This is a genomic window from Chryseobacterium sp. JUb7, from assembly GCF_024806495.1.
In the GTDB taxonomy this organism is placed as follows: domain Bacteria; phylum Bacteroidota; class Bacteroidia; order Flavobacteriales; family Weeksellaceae; genus Chryseobacterium.
Window position 1 is genome coordinate 1 of the sequence record NZ_JANUFF010000014.1, and the last position, 18,112, is coordinate 18,112.

An 18,112-nucleotide genomic window follows, 5' to 3' on the forward strand; every position below is an offset into this window, starting at 1 on the left:
TATAAACAATTAAAATTCAAAATCATGTACAAAATCAAATTAACAAAAGGATTACAAATCAACAAAGAGCAAATCAGCAAACTGCAGGAAGCACAAATGAACAGCCTGAAAGGGGGAACTAATAAAATCCAAAATCCGTCTCAGTCTTGCGGACAGTGTTCTTGTGATGGAGTGACTCAGGTAGCTACGAAAATCGCAAGATAATTCAATCCCTATAAAAAGAGGGAGATCTTAAAATTCCCTCCCTCTTTTTTTTTAAATCTATATAATCTCATAGCTCTCAGATCATGCAAAAAGAAAAACAAATCATCTCAGAAATAGAAAAATGTATCCGCGAAAAAGATGCTGTACTTACCAGTATTGGTCTTAATAACGGGATTTTAAGTGCTTCAATGTTTTATTATTATCATTATCTAATGACTCAAGAATCAGAATCTTTAGAATTGGTTACACATTACATAGAGAAGTCTTTATCTGTTCTTACGGAAGATTATGAAAGTTTTCATTTTAATGATGAAATCAGAGAGCTAGGATTATATATACTGTTCTTAAAAAAGCAGGGTATCTTAGATAACGATACAGATTCTTTACTAGAAAATATTGATGAAATACTGGAAGAGATATTGATTCAAAAAACAGAGAAAGGCGATCTTGATTTAACAAGTGGCTTCCCGAGTATTGCGAAGTACTTCGTTTTGAGAAATCTTGGTGATAAAAGATATTTATTGCAAAAAACCCTTGATAAAGTTATAGAACTGGCAAAATCTCACGAAACCGGAAGTTATTGGGTATTTGATCTGCGGAATAGAGAAGACCCTTATATAGAACTCGGTATGGGACATGGAGTAACAGGTGTTGTGAATTATCTTTTATTCCTTTATAAAAACAATATCTATAATGACGAATCTCTACGATTGATTCATGAGGGATTATCATTTATCTGGACCTGCAAAGAACACGATTCTGAAAACATAAATCTTTTCCCATTCAATGCATTTGAAGACATCTATATCGATTATCATAACCTGGCTTACGGCGAAATAGGTATAGGCTATACTTTTTACAATGCAGGAGTTATACTAAGCCATAAAGACTATTGTGATAAAGGATTATACATTTTATTACATACTGCTAAATTTAAAGATACCGATCAATCCAGTATTCTGGAACCGGGACTTATTTACGGCTCGGCAGGGCTATCCGCTCTGTATAACAATATACATCATCTTACGGGGCATGATAATTTTTTAGAAGCCAAAGATTATTGGCATCAGCACATGCTTCAGTACCAAAACAATGAAAATTCCAGCTGGGCAGGATTTAGTGCTTATTACAGCAAACAATACGACAGCGTACAAATGGCCTTAGGGCAAGGCATTACAGGAGTCGGGATTACCCTGATGACTGATATGATCAACACCAAACACGACTATATCTCATTTTATAACTATCATCTATAATGGAAACACTATCTTATCAAAACAGGACCGAAATTCTTAATGAATACGACCAGAAAATACTTGATTTTGATTATAGCACATTACCGGACGGATTGTTATTTGGAAAACTGGGATTACTGCTTTATTTTTTAGCCAACTATGAAGTCAATAAAAAAGAAGAATATATAAACAAAGTAGGCGCCATTCTGGAAGAAGTTTTTGCAAACTGCAATGAGCAGAAAGAAGACAATGTATATGCGTTACCTACTCTATCTAAAGGAATGACAGGCTTAGGCATTATTCTGGATTTACTAAAAAAAGACGGATTAATAGATGATGATTTTGATGAACAAATCAATGAAATCGGAGAAATTATTTTCAATCAGTCTGTTAAAATGCTGCAGGAAGACAATTACACCTTTTTTGACGGACCGATAGGAAATTTACATTATTTCAACACCATCAAAAACGAAAAATACAGCAATGGAATTGTAGACATTCTCTATGATGAATGCATTTCCAAACCTATTCCATTTGAAAATAAACTCAATGACAGTTTTACAGATGGTATCAACTTAGGATTCAATTACGGCTATCTTTCTATTGTTAATAATCTTTTATCACTTCCTGTGATCACGGAGAAAGCAAAATATATTATTGACAACTGTATGAATTTTATTATCTCAAATTTTGATATTCATGAAATAGAAAATGCCAAAATATATAAACCATACAACTATAAAGGAACACCGGAGCTTTTAAAACCTTTCCACAACAACAGGCTTTGCTGGTGTAACAGCGACCTCTCTTTCTCCTATCTTCTTTATAAAACAGGAGAAACATTACAAAACGAAAACTATAAGAAATGGGCTCATGAGATCGGAATGGAAACCACCAAAAGAAAGGTGATGGCAAACACGGGAATAGAATTAATCCACTATTGCCACGGAACTTCAGGACTCGTTCAGCTCTATCACGAAATCGATCAAAAAGACGGCCAGCCCAACTATAAAGAAGCAAAAAACTTCTGGATGAAAAGATCGATAGAAATTTTGGAAAACGAAATAGACCAGCCATTCACAGAACAGGATGCTTCTTTAATCTTCGGAAAAATAGGAGCCTTAATCGCCCTTAACGATACTATTGAAAAAACTAAATATCTAAAATTTTTACTGTAACATGAAAACAAAAAGCATAGGATTACTAGAACTGGGATACAGAAGCGGCAAAGACTCAATCACTGCTCTTAACGACGTAGTAGATTATGCCCTTCATGCAGAAAGACTTGGATACAGCAGATTCTGGCTGGCAGAGCACCACTACCCGAATATCAAGAATCTTGCCTTCTCAAATCCGGATATCGTGATTGCCATGATCGCCGGAATGACAGAAAAAATAAGAGTGGGATCCGCAGGAACTTCTGTTCCAAGCTATTCTCCATATGCAGTGGTGACCAATTATAAATTGATGAACAATATATTCGACGGAAGGATTGATCTTGGATTATCCAAAGGAGTTCCGGAAAGCGAACATACCAAAAACCTCTTAAATCCGCAGATGCTGGAAAAAGGAATCAGAAATGTATTTAAAGAGAATACAGAAGAAATTCACAATCTCCTTTATTCAGAAGAAGAAAAAAATGAAAAACAGGGTATCCTGATTCCTCCATACCGTGGACTGATTCCCGATCTTTGGTACCTTTCTTCTTCTTTAAGCAATGTAGAAGATGCTGTAAATCTACACGCTAACTATTGTGTGTCTACCTTTCATGGCAACGGAAGATTTTTGGAAAATCTAGAAGATAAAAAAGAAGAAATCAACAGATATAAAACTTCATTTTTAGAAAAAAACGGCTTTATCCCTAAAGTTTCTCTGGCTCTGGCTGTCAATTTTGCAGAAAATCATACTATAAAAACGGATGCCGAACAGAAATCTGAGTCATTTAAAATTCTTGATCTCAACTTTGAAGAATTTTATGAAATGATTGAAAATCTGGATGAAAAACTGGCCGTTGATGAATTCATTTTATACGATACAGAAGGCGACAGTGAAATAAAAACAGCCAATGCCGAAATGATAAGTAATTACTATAACCTGCAATCTATTGAACATGAAAACGCAACTCGATAATATAAATGTTGGTTTTATGAGGAACGCTTTGTACTCACTAAAACAATTTAAAGATATTCCCAAGAATACAACCGATCTCGATCAATTCGTTTTAGAATTATGGAATGACAACATATTTAGAGAATCTATTTTTCTGGCTTCTTACGAGCTGTACAACGAGTGGGCTAGATTATGTCAGGATGATCCATCTTTATCTGCGGCGAAGAGAAATAAAATCAACAATTCTATTCTGAAATATTATATCAGAATTACCACAAGATCTACTCCGTTCGGGACATTTGCTTCTCATTCTGCTTTTGAACTGAATTCAGAAAACGAAAATATTAAAGTCGAAAATATGAATTCTATCAGTCGGTATACGACATTGGATTTATCTTTTCTTTTTCAGGTTATTGCATTAATTAACAGGGATTTTCCGGAAGTTCACGAGTATGCACTTAATGATTCGATTTATAAATTGGGTGACTATTACCGATACATTGAAACAACTATACAGAACGAAAAAAGAATCTACACCTTAAGTTCATTAGAAAAAGATGAACTTCTGGACTTCCTTGTTGAAGCGACCACCAACAGACATTATTCATTCGAAAATCTGGTCACTCTGGTTACTGAAAATGTGGAAGGCGTTTCTGATGAAGACGCGAGATATTATATCTTTGGACTTATTGATGCCCAATTCTTCAAAAGTACTTTTGATATTTGTTTAAATGAGCATTCTCCTTTACACCAGATCATTGAATATCTAAATCCCAAAAAAGATATTCACGATGATTTAGAAAGATACCTGAACAACCTCATCAAAATAGAAAGTCTTCTGGAAACATTAAATTCCGGGGTAGGACAATCTCAGGAGTATTATGATGAAATTTTTGCTCTTGCCAATCAGTTTTCCATTCTTTATGACAGAAAATACCTGATCAATTCTTCTTTAAAAAGAAATCTTGATTTTTCACCGGTTTCCAAAGAAGATCTTTCAAAAATTAAAAAAGCAATCAATACCCTATCCTGCTTTTATGATAAAGAAAGTGAAATTATTAATGAAAATTTAGAAAAATTCAAAGCCGCATTTTATTCGCGTTATGAAGAAAGCCTGGTTCCTTTAGTTGAGGTTCTGGACAATGAAAGCGGCATCGGATATATACAAGAGCAAAATAGCGAAAATGATTTTTCCTCTTTACTGGATACATTGAGCTGGCCGAATATTGATAGTGATTCATTCACGATTATGTATAACAAAAAGATACACGAATTCTGGAGAAGAATAATCAATAAATCGAATATTAACGGTGATTCTGAGATCGACTTAAGCCAGCAGGATATCAACAGTATTACCAGTTCTGAAGATATCAGTCTTTCGAAATCTTTATCTGTTATGGTACAGAAAGTTTCGGATAAAATCATGGTATCTTCCGTAGGAGGTACAAGTGCAGCCAATCTTATTGCCCGATTTTCCAATGAAGACGAAGGCATCCTGGCTCCGATAAACAGAATTATTAAAGAAGAGCAAAACGATGATCATTTCATCTATGTGGAATTGCTGCATTTACCCGATAACAGAGTCGGAAATATACTTCTGAGACAGGTAAAAAGAGGAAATCAACTATCTTATCTTACCAAAGCTTCAAGTTCAGAAAACACGATTACCCTGACCGATCTGTATATTAAAATGAATAACAGCAGGGTGGTTTTATTCCATAAAGAACTCAATAAAGAAGTCAAAATTTTCCATTCTACTGCGCATAATTTTGATTACAATTCCCTTCCGGTCTATCAGTTTTTGTGTGACCTGCAAAATCAGGATGTATCAGCAGCATTGACTCTGAACATTGGAGAAACTAATTATTTAATGTACGATCATATTCCCCGCATCACATTCGGCAGCGATATTATTTTCACACCGGCGTTATGGAGAGTATATCAAAATGAGGTGGCAGGAATTAAGGTTAAAAATAATGCAGAAAGTACTAAAGCTTTAAAGCAGTACCTTTCAGATAAAAAAATAAGTCGATATTTTTTCATTTCTCAGGGTGATAATAAACTACTGATTGACTCTGAAAACGAAAATTTATTATTATTTCTTGTGGATGAACTGAGATCGAAAGAAATTGTAACATTAACGGAATGTCTTTATAACCTCGATACGGATGAATTCAACAATGAAATTATCATCCCGATGATCAACAGAAATCATAAAGCTTTAAAAACCTCACTGGACGAGCATGTCTTAAATGGTCATATTTCCGACACTAAATTCATTCCCGGAAACAAGTGGCTGTATTACAAAATTTATTGCGGAAGCAAGTTTTCAGACAAAATACTTCAGGATGTTTTCCCAGGTCTTTTACCTCAGCTGAGTGAAGAAGATATCATCAAAAAATGGTTTTATATCAGATACAATGATCCGGATAATCATATCAGACTAAGACTGGAAATCAATGATAATGATTTGACCAATACTGCTAAAATCATTACCTCTTTCAATGACTATTTTGATAAATACATCACTGAAGGTATTGTGAATAAAGTAGAAATGGGGACCTACGACAGAGAATATGAAAGATATGAAGGCGAGTTTATCGATGTGGCAGAACATATTTTTCACTACGACAGTGTTTTGTCTGTCAACCTGTTAAAAAATATTCAGAACAACGATGATCTTTGGTTGTATGCGATTAAGAGTATCGATACCTATTTTAATGTTTTTGATCTTGATTTAGATAAAAGATATGAGGTGATCAATAAGCTGTACACCGGGTTCCAAAAAGAATTCAATGTAGACAGCAATCTTAAAAAACAGCTCGATCTGAAATACAGAAACAATCTGAATATCATCAGTGAAATTGTAGAGACAGAGAATAGCGATTCTTATTTCTCAAACTTTGTAGCCTTAGTTACAGAAAACTGCAGAGAAATAGAAGATCTGAAGACCGCACAAAGGGAAAGATTAGTCAGCAGTTTCATTCATATGCATATCAACAGACTGATCAGATCCAGACACAGAATGCACGAACTGATTATTTACGGCATTGTAGAAAAGTATTACAAAATGAAAATCGGTAAAAGAAAATATCTAGTATCATGAAGCTAAAATTTATCCCTCAACACGACCAAATGGACTGTGGTCCAGCATGTATCGCAATGGTAGCTTCCTACTTCGGTAAGAACATTCCGCTCCGTTTCTTAAAAGAAAATGCCAATCTGTCAAGAGAAGGGGTAAGCTTACTAAGCATCAGCGAATTGTGCGAAGATATTGGATTTGAAACCTATCCCGCAAAATTAACACTGAAAACGCTGGATGAAAATGGTAGCTTACCGTGTATCCTTCATTGGAACAAAAACCATTTTGTAGTACTGCTTGATGTAAAGAAAAGCCTTATTACAGGCAAAAAAAGATATAAAATTGCCGATCCCAGCCATGGAATGATCTGGATGAGTGAAAAAGATTTTCTGAAAAGCTGGCTGTCAGACGGAGAAGAGGGAGTGGCACTTTTTGTAAGCCCTACCAACAGTTTTTATCAGCAGACCTTCCCTGAGGAAGAAAAAATAAGCCTTTCTTTTGCTTTAAAATATTTTAAGGAGCATAAAAAGAAATTCCTTTTCCTTTGCGGAATGCTTTTAATCGGAAGCTGTCTGAGCCTTGTTTTTCCTTTTCTTACGCAAAACCTTATCGATAAAGGGGTAAATACAAAGGATATTAATATTATCACAGTTATTCTTATTTCTCAGATCGTGTTATATGTAGGAAGTATCACTATAGAAATTTTAAGAAACTGGCTGATGCTGTATATCGGAACAAGAATAAGCATTTCTATTATTTCAGACTTTCTGAAGAAAATGCTGCTCCTTCCGATGGGATTTTTCGATACCAAAACGAAAGGAGACTTTACCCAAAGAATACAGGATAATGAAAGAATTGAAGATTTCCTGACTTCCCAGAGTCTGATGACCTTCTTCTCAATGATCACATTCCTTGTCTTTTTCGGCGTACTTTGGTATTATAATGTCTCGATTGTATTGATTTATTCTGCTTTAACAGCTTTATCATTGGGTTGGGCTCAATATTGGCTAAAGAAAAGAGAAATATTAGATTATTACCGTTTCAGAGAGAAAGGAGAAAGCCAGGAAAGTGTTTATGAAATTCTGAATGGTGTTTCAGAAATGAAATTAAACCAATTTGAAGATTATAAAAGACAGGAATGGGAAGGTATTCAGAATAAACTTTTCAAAACAACCCTTCGTATCTTAAAAATTGACCAGTATCAGTTTTCAGGATTTGAATTCCTTAACCAGTTAAAAAATATATTAGTTACTTTCTTTGCTGCATTACAGGTTGTAAAAGGAAATATGACGATTGGGGAATTATTGGCTATTTCTTATATCATAGGTCAGCTGAACTCTCCTGTCAATCAAATGATTTCATTTTTCCGTTCGCTACAGGATGCTAAATTGAGTCTTTCAAGACTAAACGAAGTTCAAAATCATGAGGAAGAAGAAAAAGAAGGGATGAAAGCTCTTTCAGTAAACAATACAACCATAAAAAATGAAGAAGAAAGAGGAATCACCTTAAACAATGTTTCTTTCCAGTATGAAGGTCCGAAATCACAATTTGTTTTAAAAGATGTCAATCTTTTTATTCCTGAAGGTAAAGTCACAGCCATCGTCGGAGCCAGCGGAAGCGGTAAAACGACATTGATGAAATTATTATTAAAATTTTATGATCCTACTTACGGGTCGATTCATTACAATGATGATGACATTCTTACTTTGTCACCGAAAAGCATCAGAGAAAACTATGGAGTCGTTATGCAGGATGGGTTTATTTTCTCAGACACTATAGAAAGAAATATTGCAACCAGCGAAGTAGAAATCAACACCCGAAAAATGGAAAATGCAGTAAGAGTGGCCAATATCTCATCTTTCATTGATAACCTTCCTTTAGGTTATAATACCAAGATCGGAGCTGCAGGAAACGGAATTTCAGGAGGTCAGAAACAGAGAGTGCTTATCGCAAGATCGGTATACAAAAATCCTCATTTCATCCTATTTGATGAAGCTACTTCTGCTTTGGATGCTGAAAACGAAAAAATAATCCATGATAATTTACAGGAATTCTTCAAAGGTAAAACCGTAATTATCGTAGCCCACCGTTTAAGTACCGTAAAAAATGCAGATCAGATTATTGTTTTAAAAAACGGATCTGTAGTTGAAAAAGGAAATCACCAGGATCTTGTGAACAGAAAAGCAGATTATTACAGTCTTGTCAAAAATCAGCTTGAACTGGGCAATTAATTTAGGTTATCGTTTTTTAGATATATAGTTTTTATAGTAAAACTCCCTGGATATTTTTCAGGGAGTTTTCGTTGTATACCAACAAATATGGGCATTTTGAAAGGTATCAGAAAAAGGTAATCTACTTCATTCTCACAGGGGATTTCCACTACTAAACTGATTAGTCGATACTTAATCTGATAGTTACAATCAAATTGAATAACCTTAAAAGAGATTCAGTATTCACTAATTCAATTTAACCTTTCATAAAAATAAAGGCACCTACAATATTGTAAGTGCTTTTTTGAAATAATTTCTGGTGTTTTTACCTAACTTAAAATTTAAATAATTAATCAACTAAAATTTTATTTATATAACCCGTTGTGCATTTTGCGAAATTTTGGGATTAAATTCGTCGGTTCGAGTGTTTTTTCGTAACAAAGTGGAGAAAAAATGTATCGAGAACAGATTCATCTTCAAAATTACAAACTTCTCGATACGATTTTTTTCAAAAACCTACTCGAAGTGACGAAAACAAGTCAAAATGCACAACGGGTTTATTTATATTTTAATTTCCCAATTCTAACTGATTTTTGACAAGACTGTAATATTCTCCAGTTTTATTTACCAAGTCCTGATGGCTTCCTTGTTCTACAATTTCACCTTTTTTCAGAACAATAATATTATCTGCATTTTTCACTGTGCTAAGACGATGGGCAATGATGATGACCATTTTCCCTTTGAAAAAACCCTGCAGATTATCATGAATAATTTTTTCGTTTTCGGCATCCAGAGCAGAAGTCGCTTCATCGAAAAATAGAAACTGTGGATCTTTATATACCGCTCTGGCAATTAATATTCTTTGTTTCTGACCACCTGACAGTTCAATACCCGAAGAACCTATTTTAGTATAATAATGCATTGGAAGTTCTTCTATAAATTTATCAATAGCGGCTATTTGTGTAGCATATTTTAATCTTTCAAAATCAATCTCTTCATCTGAAAAGGCTATGTTTTCAGCAATCGTACGGCTAAATATCTTCCCCTCCTGTAAAACAGCTCCACAGTTTTTTCTCCAATCTTCAGAGTTTATTTCGTTGAAATTGATATTATCATTCAGTATGATACTTCCCGCTTTTACCGGATAGTAAGATAATAGAAGCTTCAATAAAGTGGTCTTACCACTGCCACTGGCACCAACAATAGCAGTAACGCTATTTGCAGGAATTTTAAAAGATATGTCTTTCAAAATATCCGGTGAGAATTTTCCGGGATATCGGAAGTTTACATTTTCCAACAGAATCTGATTGACAGAATCCGGGTTTTCTTTTTTATCTAAAGTATTTTCGTTTTTTTCTTTATAAATTTCTCCTATCCTTTCATTCGCAATTTTTGCATCCTGAGTATCTTTTAAAAAATTGATGATATTTTCTAAAGGCGAAGCAAGTTGCCCTAAAATGTAGGAAATACTCAATAATCCTCCAATACTCATGGCATCTTCCGTGATTAAAACTGCACAAAAGCCAATTACTACAAGTTCTTTCAACTTAGATAAAAACTGAACGCCTGCTAATTGATAGGTATTTAAAAAAAGAGAATTAAGCTCCAACTCATTAAGTTTATTTTGAATTTTCAGGATAACATTAATATTCTTTTTCTGTGCATTATTTATTTTTATCTCAGGCATATTCATAATAAACTCATATACATGATTACTATTTTCTGACTGCCTCAAAAACATGGCATATTCAAGAACTTCTCTTTTCTTAAGAAAATAAAGCATCCAAATAATAGAAAATAATGACAATCCAAAATAAATTCCAAAAATCTCGACACTATAATATGCCAAAATAGAGCTAAATACCAGCAAATTCAGGATCGAAATCACCAGTGAAATACCTTTCCAGGTAAGAAATATCTGAATTTTATTCTGATCATTAATACGCTGTAATGTTTCAGTATTCAAACGGGTATCAAAATAATGAAGCGGAAGTTTCATCAATTTATGCAACAGAAACTCCTTCAGTTTAATGCCTAATTTAAAATTAATTTTAAGTAAAAATACATTACTGAAAAAATCGGAAATAAAGCTTGATAAAAACAAAATCAATTGGGCTAATAGCAATGCATAGACCGTTTTTAAAGATTTATTTCCGATTCCCAAATCAATTATTTTCTGAAAACTAAATGGTATAAGCCAATTGGCACCCAATCCTATTAATAATAAAAATAAAGCTCCAATATATTTCCACTGATGATTTTTCAGAAATTGGATAAATATTTTATAAAAATCTGATCCTTTAAAAGATAGTTTATTAAATGCTGGTAATTCAATAGAATACAGCTCATCAGTTTCTTCAAAAACTAAAGCTACTCCTTTGTTAAAATTTCCCATCCACTCATTACAAAAACCTTCTCTATCCAAGATGATTTTGCCATATGAAGGATCTGAAATGTGATACAGTGTCTTCTTTTTTGTAACAGAAACCTTTTCTAAAACAACAAAATGCTCTTGTTTCCAATATAAAATAGCAGGCAGTGGAATTTCTAATAAATCATCTGCAGTAAGTTTCAATGCGGTAGCTTCTATTCCTAATTTGGGAGTTACATCTAATATGTCCTGAATTGATACTCCGATTCTGGTAAATTCGAACAGATTTTTGACCTGCTGTATCGCATAATATTTCCCAAAAGAGCTCATTATCATGGCTAAACATGCTGCTGCACAGTCTGTAGATTCTAGCTGATGATAAAATTTGAATTTAGGCTTCCTGAAGTTCAGCATTTATTATTTCTTCTACTTTTGTGTAAACAATTTTACTTTTTTCATTTTCATCTCCCTGATAAATACAATATTCATCATTGGCTTCTTTATACTCCATGGCGTGCTGAGAACACCCTCCATTACACAATGGCATTATCCTGCAAGATAAGCAAGGTTTATTACTGAACTTAGCATCCATTCTTCTTTCCAGATAATCATTCTCCCAAATCAGGTCACCCTCTTCAGATAAATACCCTCCCCTGTTTTCTGTAAGAAAATCTCGTGCTGTACATTTAAATAAGTCCCCGTTATAATTTACAGTAGCACTATTTCGTTTGTCTGCATAACAAGAATTTTGAATATTGTTCGGAGAGTTATTGCTGTTTGTTCTTAAACCCCATATTTCAAACTGTTCCCTGATTTCATGAAGAGTTTTATCCAGATCATCAATTTGGTTATTTTGCCAGACACGGTGAAAGTCAAACTTCAGATATTTTTCTTTAGCTTCTTCTGATACCTCTTTAAAATCTTCAACAATTTTTGAAGAGTTACTTAAATTCTCATCGGTAAAGTTGATTCTTACATTGACAGGAAATTCATTATTGGCCAGAAAAATAATATTTCTTACAATTTCATCATAACTTCCCTTCTTTTTACTGACGAAACGAACCTTATCATGTTCATCTTTATAACCATCCAATGTGATCTGAAGATGAGGTTTTATGTCTACAGAATTAAAGTAATCAATAAAATCCTGATTAATAAGATACCCGTTGGTCGTAAAACTCACATGGATCATCTTGTTGCTATGATCATTCTCTCTCTTAAGATGTTCTACAAGAGGTTTTACATTTTTCTCAAAATATAATAAAGGTTCTCCGCCAAAGAATGCCAGTGAAAAAAACTTGATGTTTTCTTTATTTATTGTTTTTGTTATAAACGATTGGATTGAATCTAAAACAGAAGTCTCAAGCCTGGAATCTTTAATATGGGTTTCATAGCAATACCAGCATTTAAAATTACAGTTCATCGTAGGATTTACGGTAAGCAAAAAGAAATCTGTATTTTCATCAATTTTTTTACTAATATCTTTCACTTGCTGTACTTCATCGAACGAAGAATCTACAACAAAGCCGGATTCTACCAAATAATCAAAAAAACTGGGATGTACTTCTTTTAAATTATCAATTCCTTCATGGATGGCAGCTTCCAAAAGCTCTTTTAGTTCTTCTTCTAAAAAAATGGTCTTTTGCTGATAAGAATTATACAGAAAATACTGATTTTCATAAGGTAAAAGACTATTAAATTGGCTATATTTTTTCATTGATCTTATTTAAAATTAAAAATAAAGAGAGCCTGATTTCAGGCTCTCGTTTTGTGCGAATTAACCTCCACAGCCTTTTACCATGTTACAAGTGTTAGTACATGTGTTACTAACCCCGCAATCTCCAATATTAGCTCCGATATCAGGAAGTATTCCTTCTTCTTTTTTCCCACCTACAAAAGTAGCAGAGAATCCCCCTTTAAGGATTTCACCTTGTGTTGATAGTTTTTCGAAGTTAGATAAATCAAATTTTTTATTATTTTTAATAGGTTTCATAAGTTGAATAGTTTAAAAATTTAAATAAACGAATTGGTATTAGCGTGGATATATTAACCTCCACAACCTTTTACCATGTTACAAGTATTTGTACACTGATTGGTAGTACCACAGTCACCAATATTTGCATCAATAGGAGGAATAATTCCGATTTCTTTTCCACCGGTAAAAGTAGCAGAGAATCCACCTTTTAGAGTTTCTCCTTGTGTCGACAATTTCTCAAAGTTTGTTAAATCAAACTTTTTATTAGTTTTAATAGCTTTCATAAGTTTTAATAGTTTGAAATTATAAATGAATGGTTATTAGTTTTTAGGCATTAGCTTTTAAAGTCATCAAATACTTGTTTGGACTTTCTTGCGCAAGACTTTATTTATATTTCTTTTACGTGGCCTTTGTAAAGAGAAAAGTAAATCGTTTTTAGTTGGTTCTGTTCTGTTCTTCCAGGTTTTTGTTTTCCCTATTTTTTACATTGATATTCCCTCCAAAGGAATAGCTTAGTGTAAGCCTGATATAGCGGGAATCAAAATATCCATGCGTGGATGTAGGATATCCATTACGTTCAGAGGTACTGTTAAATACATATTCTCTGAAAAGGTTATTAATATTTACAGACATATTAAGTTTATCCCACAATGTTGTCTGGAAAAAAAGGCTGAGCATTGTATTGGGTTCATTATAAACTAGATCCAGTGACTTTGCAGCTAATCTATGCGAAAAGTTGAAGCCTGCATTCGTTTTTTTACTCAATGTAAATGAACTATTTAAAGTAAAATTCAAATAAGTACCCTCTACTTTCTCAGGAGTAAGCGGAGCTATTTTAGAATTTGCAATCTGATATCCTGCATATCCCGTTACATAAGCTTTCATCCATTTTTTTTTGTTATATACATAGGTTTGCCTGAAGCCATAGCTTTCTGTATCAGCATAATTAAGCTGAGTTATCTTTTGGGTCTGGTCATTAGAATTAAGTAAAACTATTCCGGCAAATGCATCACTGGTTTTCTGATAAGACAGGACCGATTGCAGAATCCCCTTATACACAAAGTTAAGTTCTATATTATGAGTATAAGAAGGCATTATATTGGGGTTGCCTTCCCAATAAGAAAACGGACTGTAGTATACTCTAAAAGGATTTAAGTTAGAAAATCCTGTTCTTCCTATTCTTTTACCATACTGAAAACTCAGGCTATGATTTTTAGTAGGAGTAAAGGTCAAATAAAACGTTGGGAAAAGTTTTGAATAATTTTTTTTATTGATTTCCTGTAATGAAATACTATTACCTTCCAGCTGAGTATTTTCCCACCTTAAACCAAGTTCTGTAGACCATTTTTTGCCCAGCTCTTTTTCTGCGGACAAGAAAAGAGCCTGTGTATTTTCTTTGTATTTAAACAAATCATTCTGAGAAAAGCCTACCGCATTAATATCTGCATATAATTCATTAGAAGTATCAGAAAAGGATAATCTTCCACCATAATTTAGTTTGGTAAACTTTGTAGGATGCTCAACATCTACATTTAAAGAGTAATTTTTAATACTTTGCGTAGAGTTATTAATATTGGACTTTGTAGAAATAGGTTTACTATTGAGATAGGCATCAAAAGTTCTGTCACTTCGATCTGTATAATCAAAGAAATCAAAATCTGTATTCATTACTATTCCTGACGAATCTAATTTATTAACAGCATGTAGATTAAAACTATTAAAGTTTCTTTTCTTATCCGTTAATCCATAGGTGTCATAGTTTTCTGCTATATTATTGACAGTCGTTTTTGTATAATCATTATTCTCTGTAACAGGTTTGCTGTAACTGCCTGTATAAAAAAAACCTACCTGGAAATTTTTATTAATATCGTAATCCAATCCCAATTTTGCAGATAGGCCATTATTGGTATAGGTAGAATTCGTGGTGCTATTCCAAAAAGATAATGGATAGTGTACGTCAGAATATTCTTCACCAATATATTTTCCGTAGTTATAGCTTAATCCGCTGTAAAGAGATATTTTATTCTTTTTATAATTGAAATTAAGAGAAGTTGTATTTTGCGATTTTGTAGCTTGCTGAAAAGTATTGGAGACATTTAATCTCCAAAAATCTCCTTTATTCTTTTTCATAACAACATTTACAAGTCCGCTATTCCCTTCTGCACTATATTTTGCCGATGGGTTTGAAATAACTTCTATACTTTTAATATCATCAGCCTTTAAATTTTTCAAAAAAGAAGTTAATTCATCTCCGGATAGTTTCAGCAGCCTCCCATCAACCATTACTCCCAAACCGGATTTTCCAATCATTGAAATCTGCTCATTGTTCACTTGTAATCCCGGGGTAATATTTAATATATCTATCCCGTTTCCTCCTGCTGCAAAACCACTTTCCTCAACATTGAAAACAAATTTATTAGTTTTCATTTCAATCAATTTCTTGTTGGCTTTTATTTCAATGGTTTTTATTTGCTTTTCCAAGATCTTATTGATTGAATCTTGTTTCTGAGCAAAAGAGAAAACGGAAATAAAACTCGCAGAAAAAAATAAAACTTTCGCCATTTTGATTATTAAATTAATTTATCCGAATAAACTTTCATATTTATAATATTCATTACGACTATATGAAATAATAAATTCGTTAAGCGAAAGTATATAAATCCAAGAATCAAAAAAAACAAATGAAATATAGATTCATGAATCTATTCTTATAAATTCATGAATCAAAACAGAATAAAACACTATTTAACAAACAGTTAAGCAAATAAATTCTCTTTAATTTTCTGATTTTTCAATTTCTTTTAAATAAACAGAAAGAGGAGTTCCTGTTCTCTTTTTAAAGGCCAAAGTGAATGCCTGTTCATTATTATATCCTAATTCTTCAGCAATAAAAGGAATTTTATAGGATCGGAATTTTCTATCCTTTGCCAGTCTACTGATGGCATAATCGATACGTAAATCATTAAGATAACCCGCAAAGTTTTTTTCTTTATGAGTATTAATAGTCTCTGATAAGTATTTGCTATTTGTCTTTATCTTTTTAGCCAAACTGCTAAGGCTGATGCCTTTTTTGAGAAATTGCTCTTTAGATTCAAACATACTTAGCTCCTGAAGAATGGCCTGCATTACTTCTGCAGAGGCACCACTTACAGATGGTTTCTCTTTGGTATCTTCTTCTATTATTTCTACAGGAGTATTTTGTATAGGTCTCTCAATTTTTTTCTCAAATTGGGTTTCTACCTGTATTTTTTGTTGAGTAATAATCTTATCTTTTTCATAAACGGAGTGTAGCAGATCCTGTGCTCTTTTTTTAAATTCCCGTTCAGATTTTTTTGATTTATAGTAAAAATATCCAAGCAGGGAAAGTCCCAGTATCAGGATCGATACTGAGATATACAATAGATTTCTACGATTCTCCAGACTATTGATAATACTCTCTTTTTCTTTTAAAAGATTAGGAGCATCGTACTTTTTCGGAAGTTCTCTTGAAATATATCGAAATTGTGAATCTAAAACTTTATCTACTTCTAAAAAGCGATCGATGTAATAAAGCTGTTTCTCTTTATCTTGTAATTCTTTATAATACTCAATAAGAAAAGGGTAAATTTCCCTCAGTTCAGGAAAAGTGCTCTTATCTTTTTGAATAATTGAATCAATCTCAATAAAATTTTTGGCTGCAATATCTTTTTGTCCTAGTGCATCATACGATTTTCCTAGATAAAGCAACGTATAATTGATATTAAGATCATTAGAATGAGATAAAAAATAATCTTTACACTTACTCAGAATATTGATTGCCTGTTTATAATTTTTCAATTTAAAATTATAAAGCCCTGAAAGATAAAGATATCGATAGTATTTATAATCATCTTTTGACTGATATAATTTTACGCCTTCTTTTATTAAAACATTAGCAGAATCTAAATTATTATAATCCAAATAAACATCAGCTAAACTAGAGTGAATATCACCCAATTCATTCTCATTCAGATATTTAGCATTTCTCAAATAATACCTTAGCGTTTTAGCTGCCTCTTCATGCTTTCCTATATAATTATTCAGATAGGCAATATTTATGTCTGCAAAAGCAATCTGTCTTTTATTTTTCTTTTCTTTCGCATATTTTAAAGCTAAAAGATAATTTTCTAATGCTTTCGACTGATTATCAAACTTATAATATAGATTTCCCTTTAAAAGATAAACTCTTGCAGGATAAGTATTTTTGGTTGAGTTTTTAGTAAAAACCAATAAACTATCAAGATACCTTAGAGAGATATCCTGATTTTCAGAAAGATGAGCTAAGACATATCCTTCTTCTATCTGATCGGTTTCATTTTCAGTTTTGGCTTTTTGAAGATAATATTTTGAAACTTGTTTCGCTTTCTCTTTATCATCATTGTTATACTGATAGAATTTTTGCTGTAACTCACTATATGAATACTTCTTCAGTGAATCGGTAAAATTATTTTGGGCATGTATTGATATACATAAAAGTAAAAGCAAAACACTACATATATACCTCATCATTTTTAAAAGTTTTTGCAAAAATATTACTTTTATCAGTTGCTTTACAATGCTCTTGTTTATTTAGATTGATTCTACGTAAGTAGTTCATACAAAGAAGTATAAACCTTCTTTTTTTTCTATAAATTCATGAATCTAGATAACATATATTATGAAAATTCACAAAAAAAAAATTTCTTTGCAGTAAATAATTTTTAATTTTACAACAATGAAGAAAGCAAAAAAAAATGAAAAAAAGTTATCTCTAAAAAAATTGCAACTTTCTAAAATCACCGATTTAGGAAAAGTACAGGGAGGTAAAACTCCTGATGGCTTGGGAATTATAGGTGATGATGGATGTATGTTTCCTGAGAATGCAAGCAAAATACATGATGGTCCTATCGGAAGTACCGGACAATAATT

Annotated in this window: 13 protein-coding genes; 7 read left to right on the forward strand and 6 right to left on the reverse strand. The window is 32.7% G+C overall.

Annotated features, from left to right (window positions below; all coding sequences use genetic code 11):
- From M2373_RS19435 to M2373_RS19460, 6 genes are all read left to right on the forward strand, one after another.
- Positions 1-204: class I lanthipeptide (locus tag M2373_RS19435; protein WP_259112921.1), on the forward strand; the 204-nt coding region annotated here is incomplete at its 5' end.
- Between the two features lie 83 nt (positions 205-287).
- Positions 288-1,460, forward strand: coding sequence for a lanthionine synthetase LanC family protein (locus M2373_RS19440; protein WP_259112922.1), 1,173 nt, complete (start codon positions 288-290; stop codon positions 1,458-1,460).
- Complete coding sequence (locus M2373_RS19445) at positions 1,460-2,617, forward strand: lanthionine synthetase LanC family protein (RefSeq protein ID WP_259112923.1); 1,158 nt, start codon at positions 1,460-1,462, stop codon at positions 2,615-2,617. Before M2373_RS19440 ends, M2373_RS19445 begins: the two co-directional genes overlap by 1 nt.
- Before the next feature lies 1 nt (position 2,618).
- A complete protein-coding gene (locus M2373_RS19450) occupies positions 2,619-3,569 on the forward strand; it encodes an LLM class flavin-dependent oxidoreductase (protein WP_259112924.1) in 951 nt (316 codons plus the stop codon).
- Positions 3,550-6,654: a lantibiotic dehydratase gene (locus tag M2373_RS19455; RefSeq protein WP_259112925.1), complete on the forward strand. Its 3,105-nt coding sequence runs from the start codon at positions 3,550-3,552 to the stop codon at positions 6,652-6,654. Before M2373_RS19450 ends, M2373_RS19455 begins: the two co-directional genes overlap by 20 nt.
- The gene (locus M2373_RS19460; protein WP_259112926.1) at positions 6,651-8,861 is read left to right on the forward strand and encodes a peptidase domain-containing ABC transporter; all 2,211 of its coding nucleotides are present in this window, start codon (positions 6,651-6,653) and stop codon (positions 8,859-8,861) included. The genes M2373_RS19455 and M2373_RS19460 overlap by 4 nt, the downstream gene beginning before the upstream one ends.
- A gap of 547 nt (positions 8,862-9,408) precedes the next feature.
- On the opposite strand, the gene M2373_RS19465 is transcribed toward M2373_RS19460, so the two are convergent.
- The 6 genes from M2373_RS19465 to M2373_RS19490 form a co-directional block, all read right to left on the reverse strand.
- Positions 9,409-11,625, reverse strand: a complete 2,217-nt coding sequence (locus tag M2373_RS19465) for a peptidase domain-containing ABC transporter (protein WP_259112927.1) — start codon at positions 11,623-11,625, stop codon at positions 9,409-9,411.
- Complete coding sequence (locus M2373_RS19470) at positions 11,603-12,928, reverse strand: radical SAM/SPASM domain-containing protein (protein WP_259112928.1); 1,326 nt, start codon at positions 12,926-12,928, stop codon at positions 11,603-11,605. The genes M2373_RS19465 and M2373_RS19470 overlap by 23 nt, the downstream gene beginning before the upstream one ends.
- Before the next feature lie 60 nt (positions 12,929-12,988).
- Positions 12,989-13,204, reverse strand: a complete 216-nt coding sequence (locus M2373_RS19475; protein WP_259112929.1) for a hypothetical protein — start codon at positions 13,202-13,204, stop codon at positions 12,989-12,991.
- Between the two features lie 53 nt (positions 13,205-13,257).
- Positions 13,258-13,419: a hypothetical protein gene (locus tag M2373_RS19480; protein ID WP_259112930.1), complete on the reverse strand. Its 162-nt coding sequence runs from the start codon at positions 13,417-13,419 to the stop codon at positions 13,258-13,260.
- 202 nt (positions 13,420-13,621) lie between these two features.
- Complete coding sequence (locus M2373_RS19485) at positions 13,622-15,613, reverse strand: TonB-dependent receptor domain-containing protein (RefSeq protein ID WP_259112931.1); 1,992 nt, start codon at positions 15,611-15,613, stop codon at positions 13,622-13,624.
- A 348-nt stretch (positions 15,614-15,961) separates the two neighbouring features.
- On the reverse strand, positions 15,962-17,713 hold the full coding sequence (locus tag M2373_RS19490) for a helix-turn-helix domain-containing protein (protein WP_259112932.1): 1,752 nt from the start codon (positions 17,711-17,713) through the stop codon (positions 15,962-15,964).
- A 205-nt stretch (positions 17,714-17,918) separates the two neighbouring features.
- On the opposite strand from M2373_RS19490, the gene M2373_RS19495 reads away from it, so the two are divergent.
- Positions 17,919-18,110, forward strand: a complete 192-nt coding sequence (locus tag M2373_RS19495) for a hypothetical protein (protein ID WP_259112933.1) — start codon at positions 17,919-17,921, stop codon at positions 18,108-18,110.
- Positions 18,111-18,112: the final 2 nt, after the last annotated feature.

Bases quoted from the DNA above. Each gene is read 5' to 3' on its own strand.
- M2373_RS19460 (WP_259112926.1), top strand. From the start codon at position 6,651: ATGAAGCTAAAATTTATCCCTCAACACGACCAAATGGACTGTGGTCCA.
- M2373_RS19455 (WP_259112925.1), top strand. From the start codon at position 3,550: ATGAAAACGCAACTCGATAATATAAATGTTGGTTTTATGAGGAACGCT.
- M2373_RS19475 (WP_259112929.1), bottom strand. From the start codon at position 13,204: ATGAAACCTATTAAAAATAATAAAAAATTTGATTTATCTAACTTCGAA.
- M2373_RS19485 (WP_259112931.1), bottom strand. From the start codon at position 15,613: ATGAAAACTAATAAATTTGTTTTCAATGTTGAGGAAAGTGGTTTTGCA.
- M2373_RS19450 (WP_259112924.1), top strand. From the start codon at position 2,619: ATGAAAACAAAAAGCATAGGATTACTAGAACTGGGATACAGAAGCGGC.
- M2373_RS19490 (WP_259112932.1), bottom strand. From the start codon at position 17,713: ATGATGAGGTATATATGTAGTGTTTTGCTTTTACTTTTATGTATATCA.
- M2373_RS19465 (WP_259112927.1), bottom strand. From the start codon at position 11,625: ATGCTGAACTTCAGGAAGCCTAAATTCAAATTTTATCATCAGCTAGAA.
- M2373_RS19470 (WP_259112928.1), bottom strand. From the start codon at position 12,928: ATGAAAAAATATAGCCAATTTAATAGTCTTTTACCTTATGAAAATCAG.
- M2373_RS19440 (WP_259112922.1), top strand. From the start codon at position 288: ATGCAAAAAGAAAAACAAATCATCTCAGAAATAGAAAAATGTATCCGC.
- M2373_RS19445 (WP_259112923.1), top strand. From the start codon at position 1,460: ATGGAAACACTATCTTATCAAAACAGGACCGAAATTCTTAATGAATAC.
- M2373_RS19495 (WP_259112933.1), top strand. From the start codon at position 17,919: ATGAAGAAAGCAAAAAAAAATGAAAAAAAGTTATCTCTAAAAAAATTG.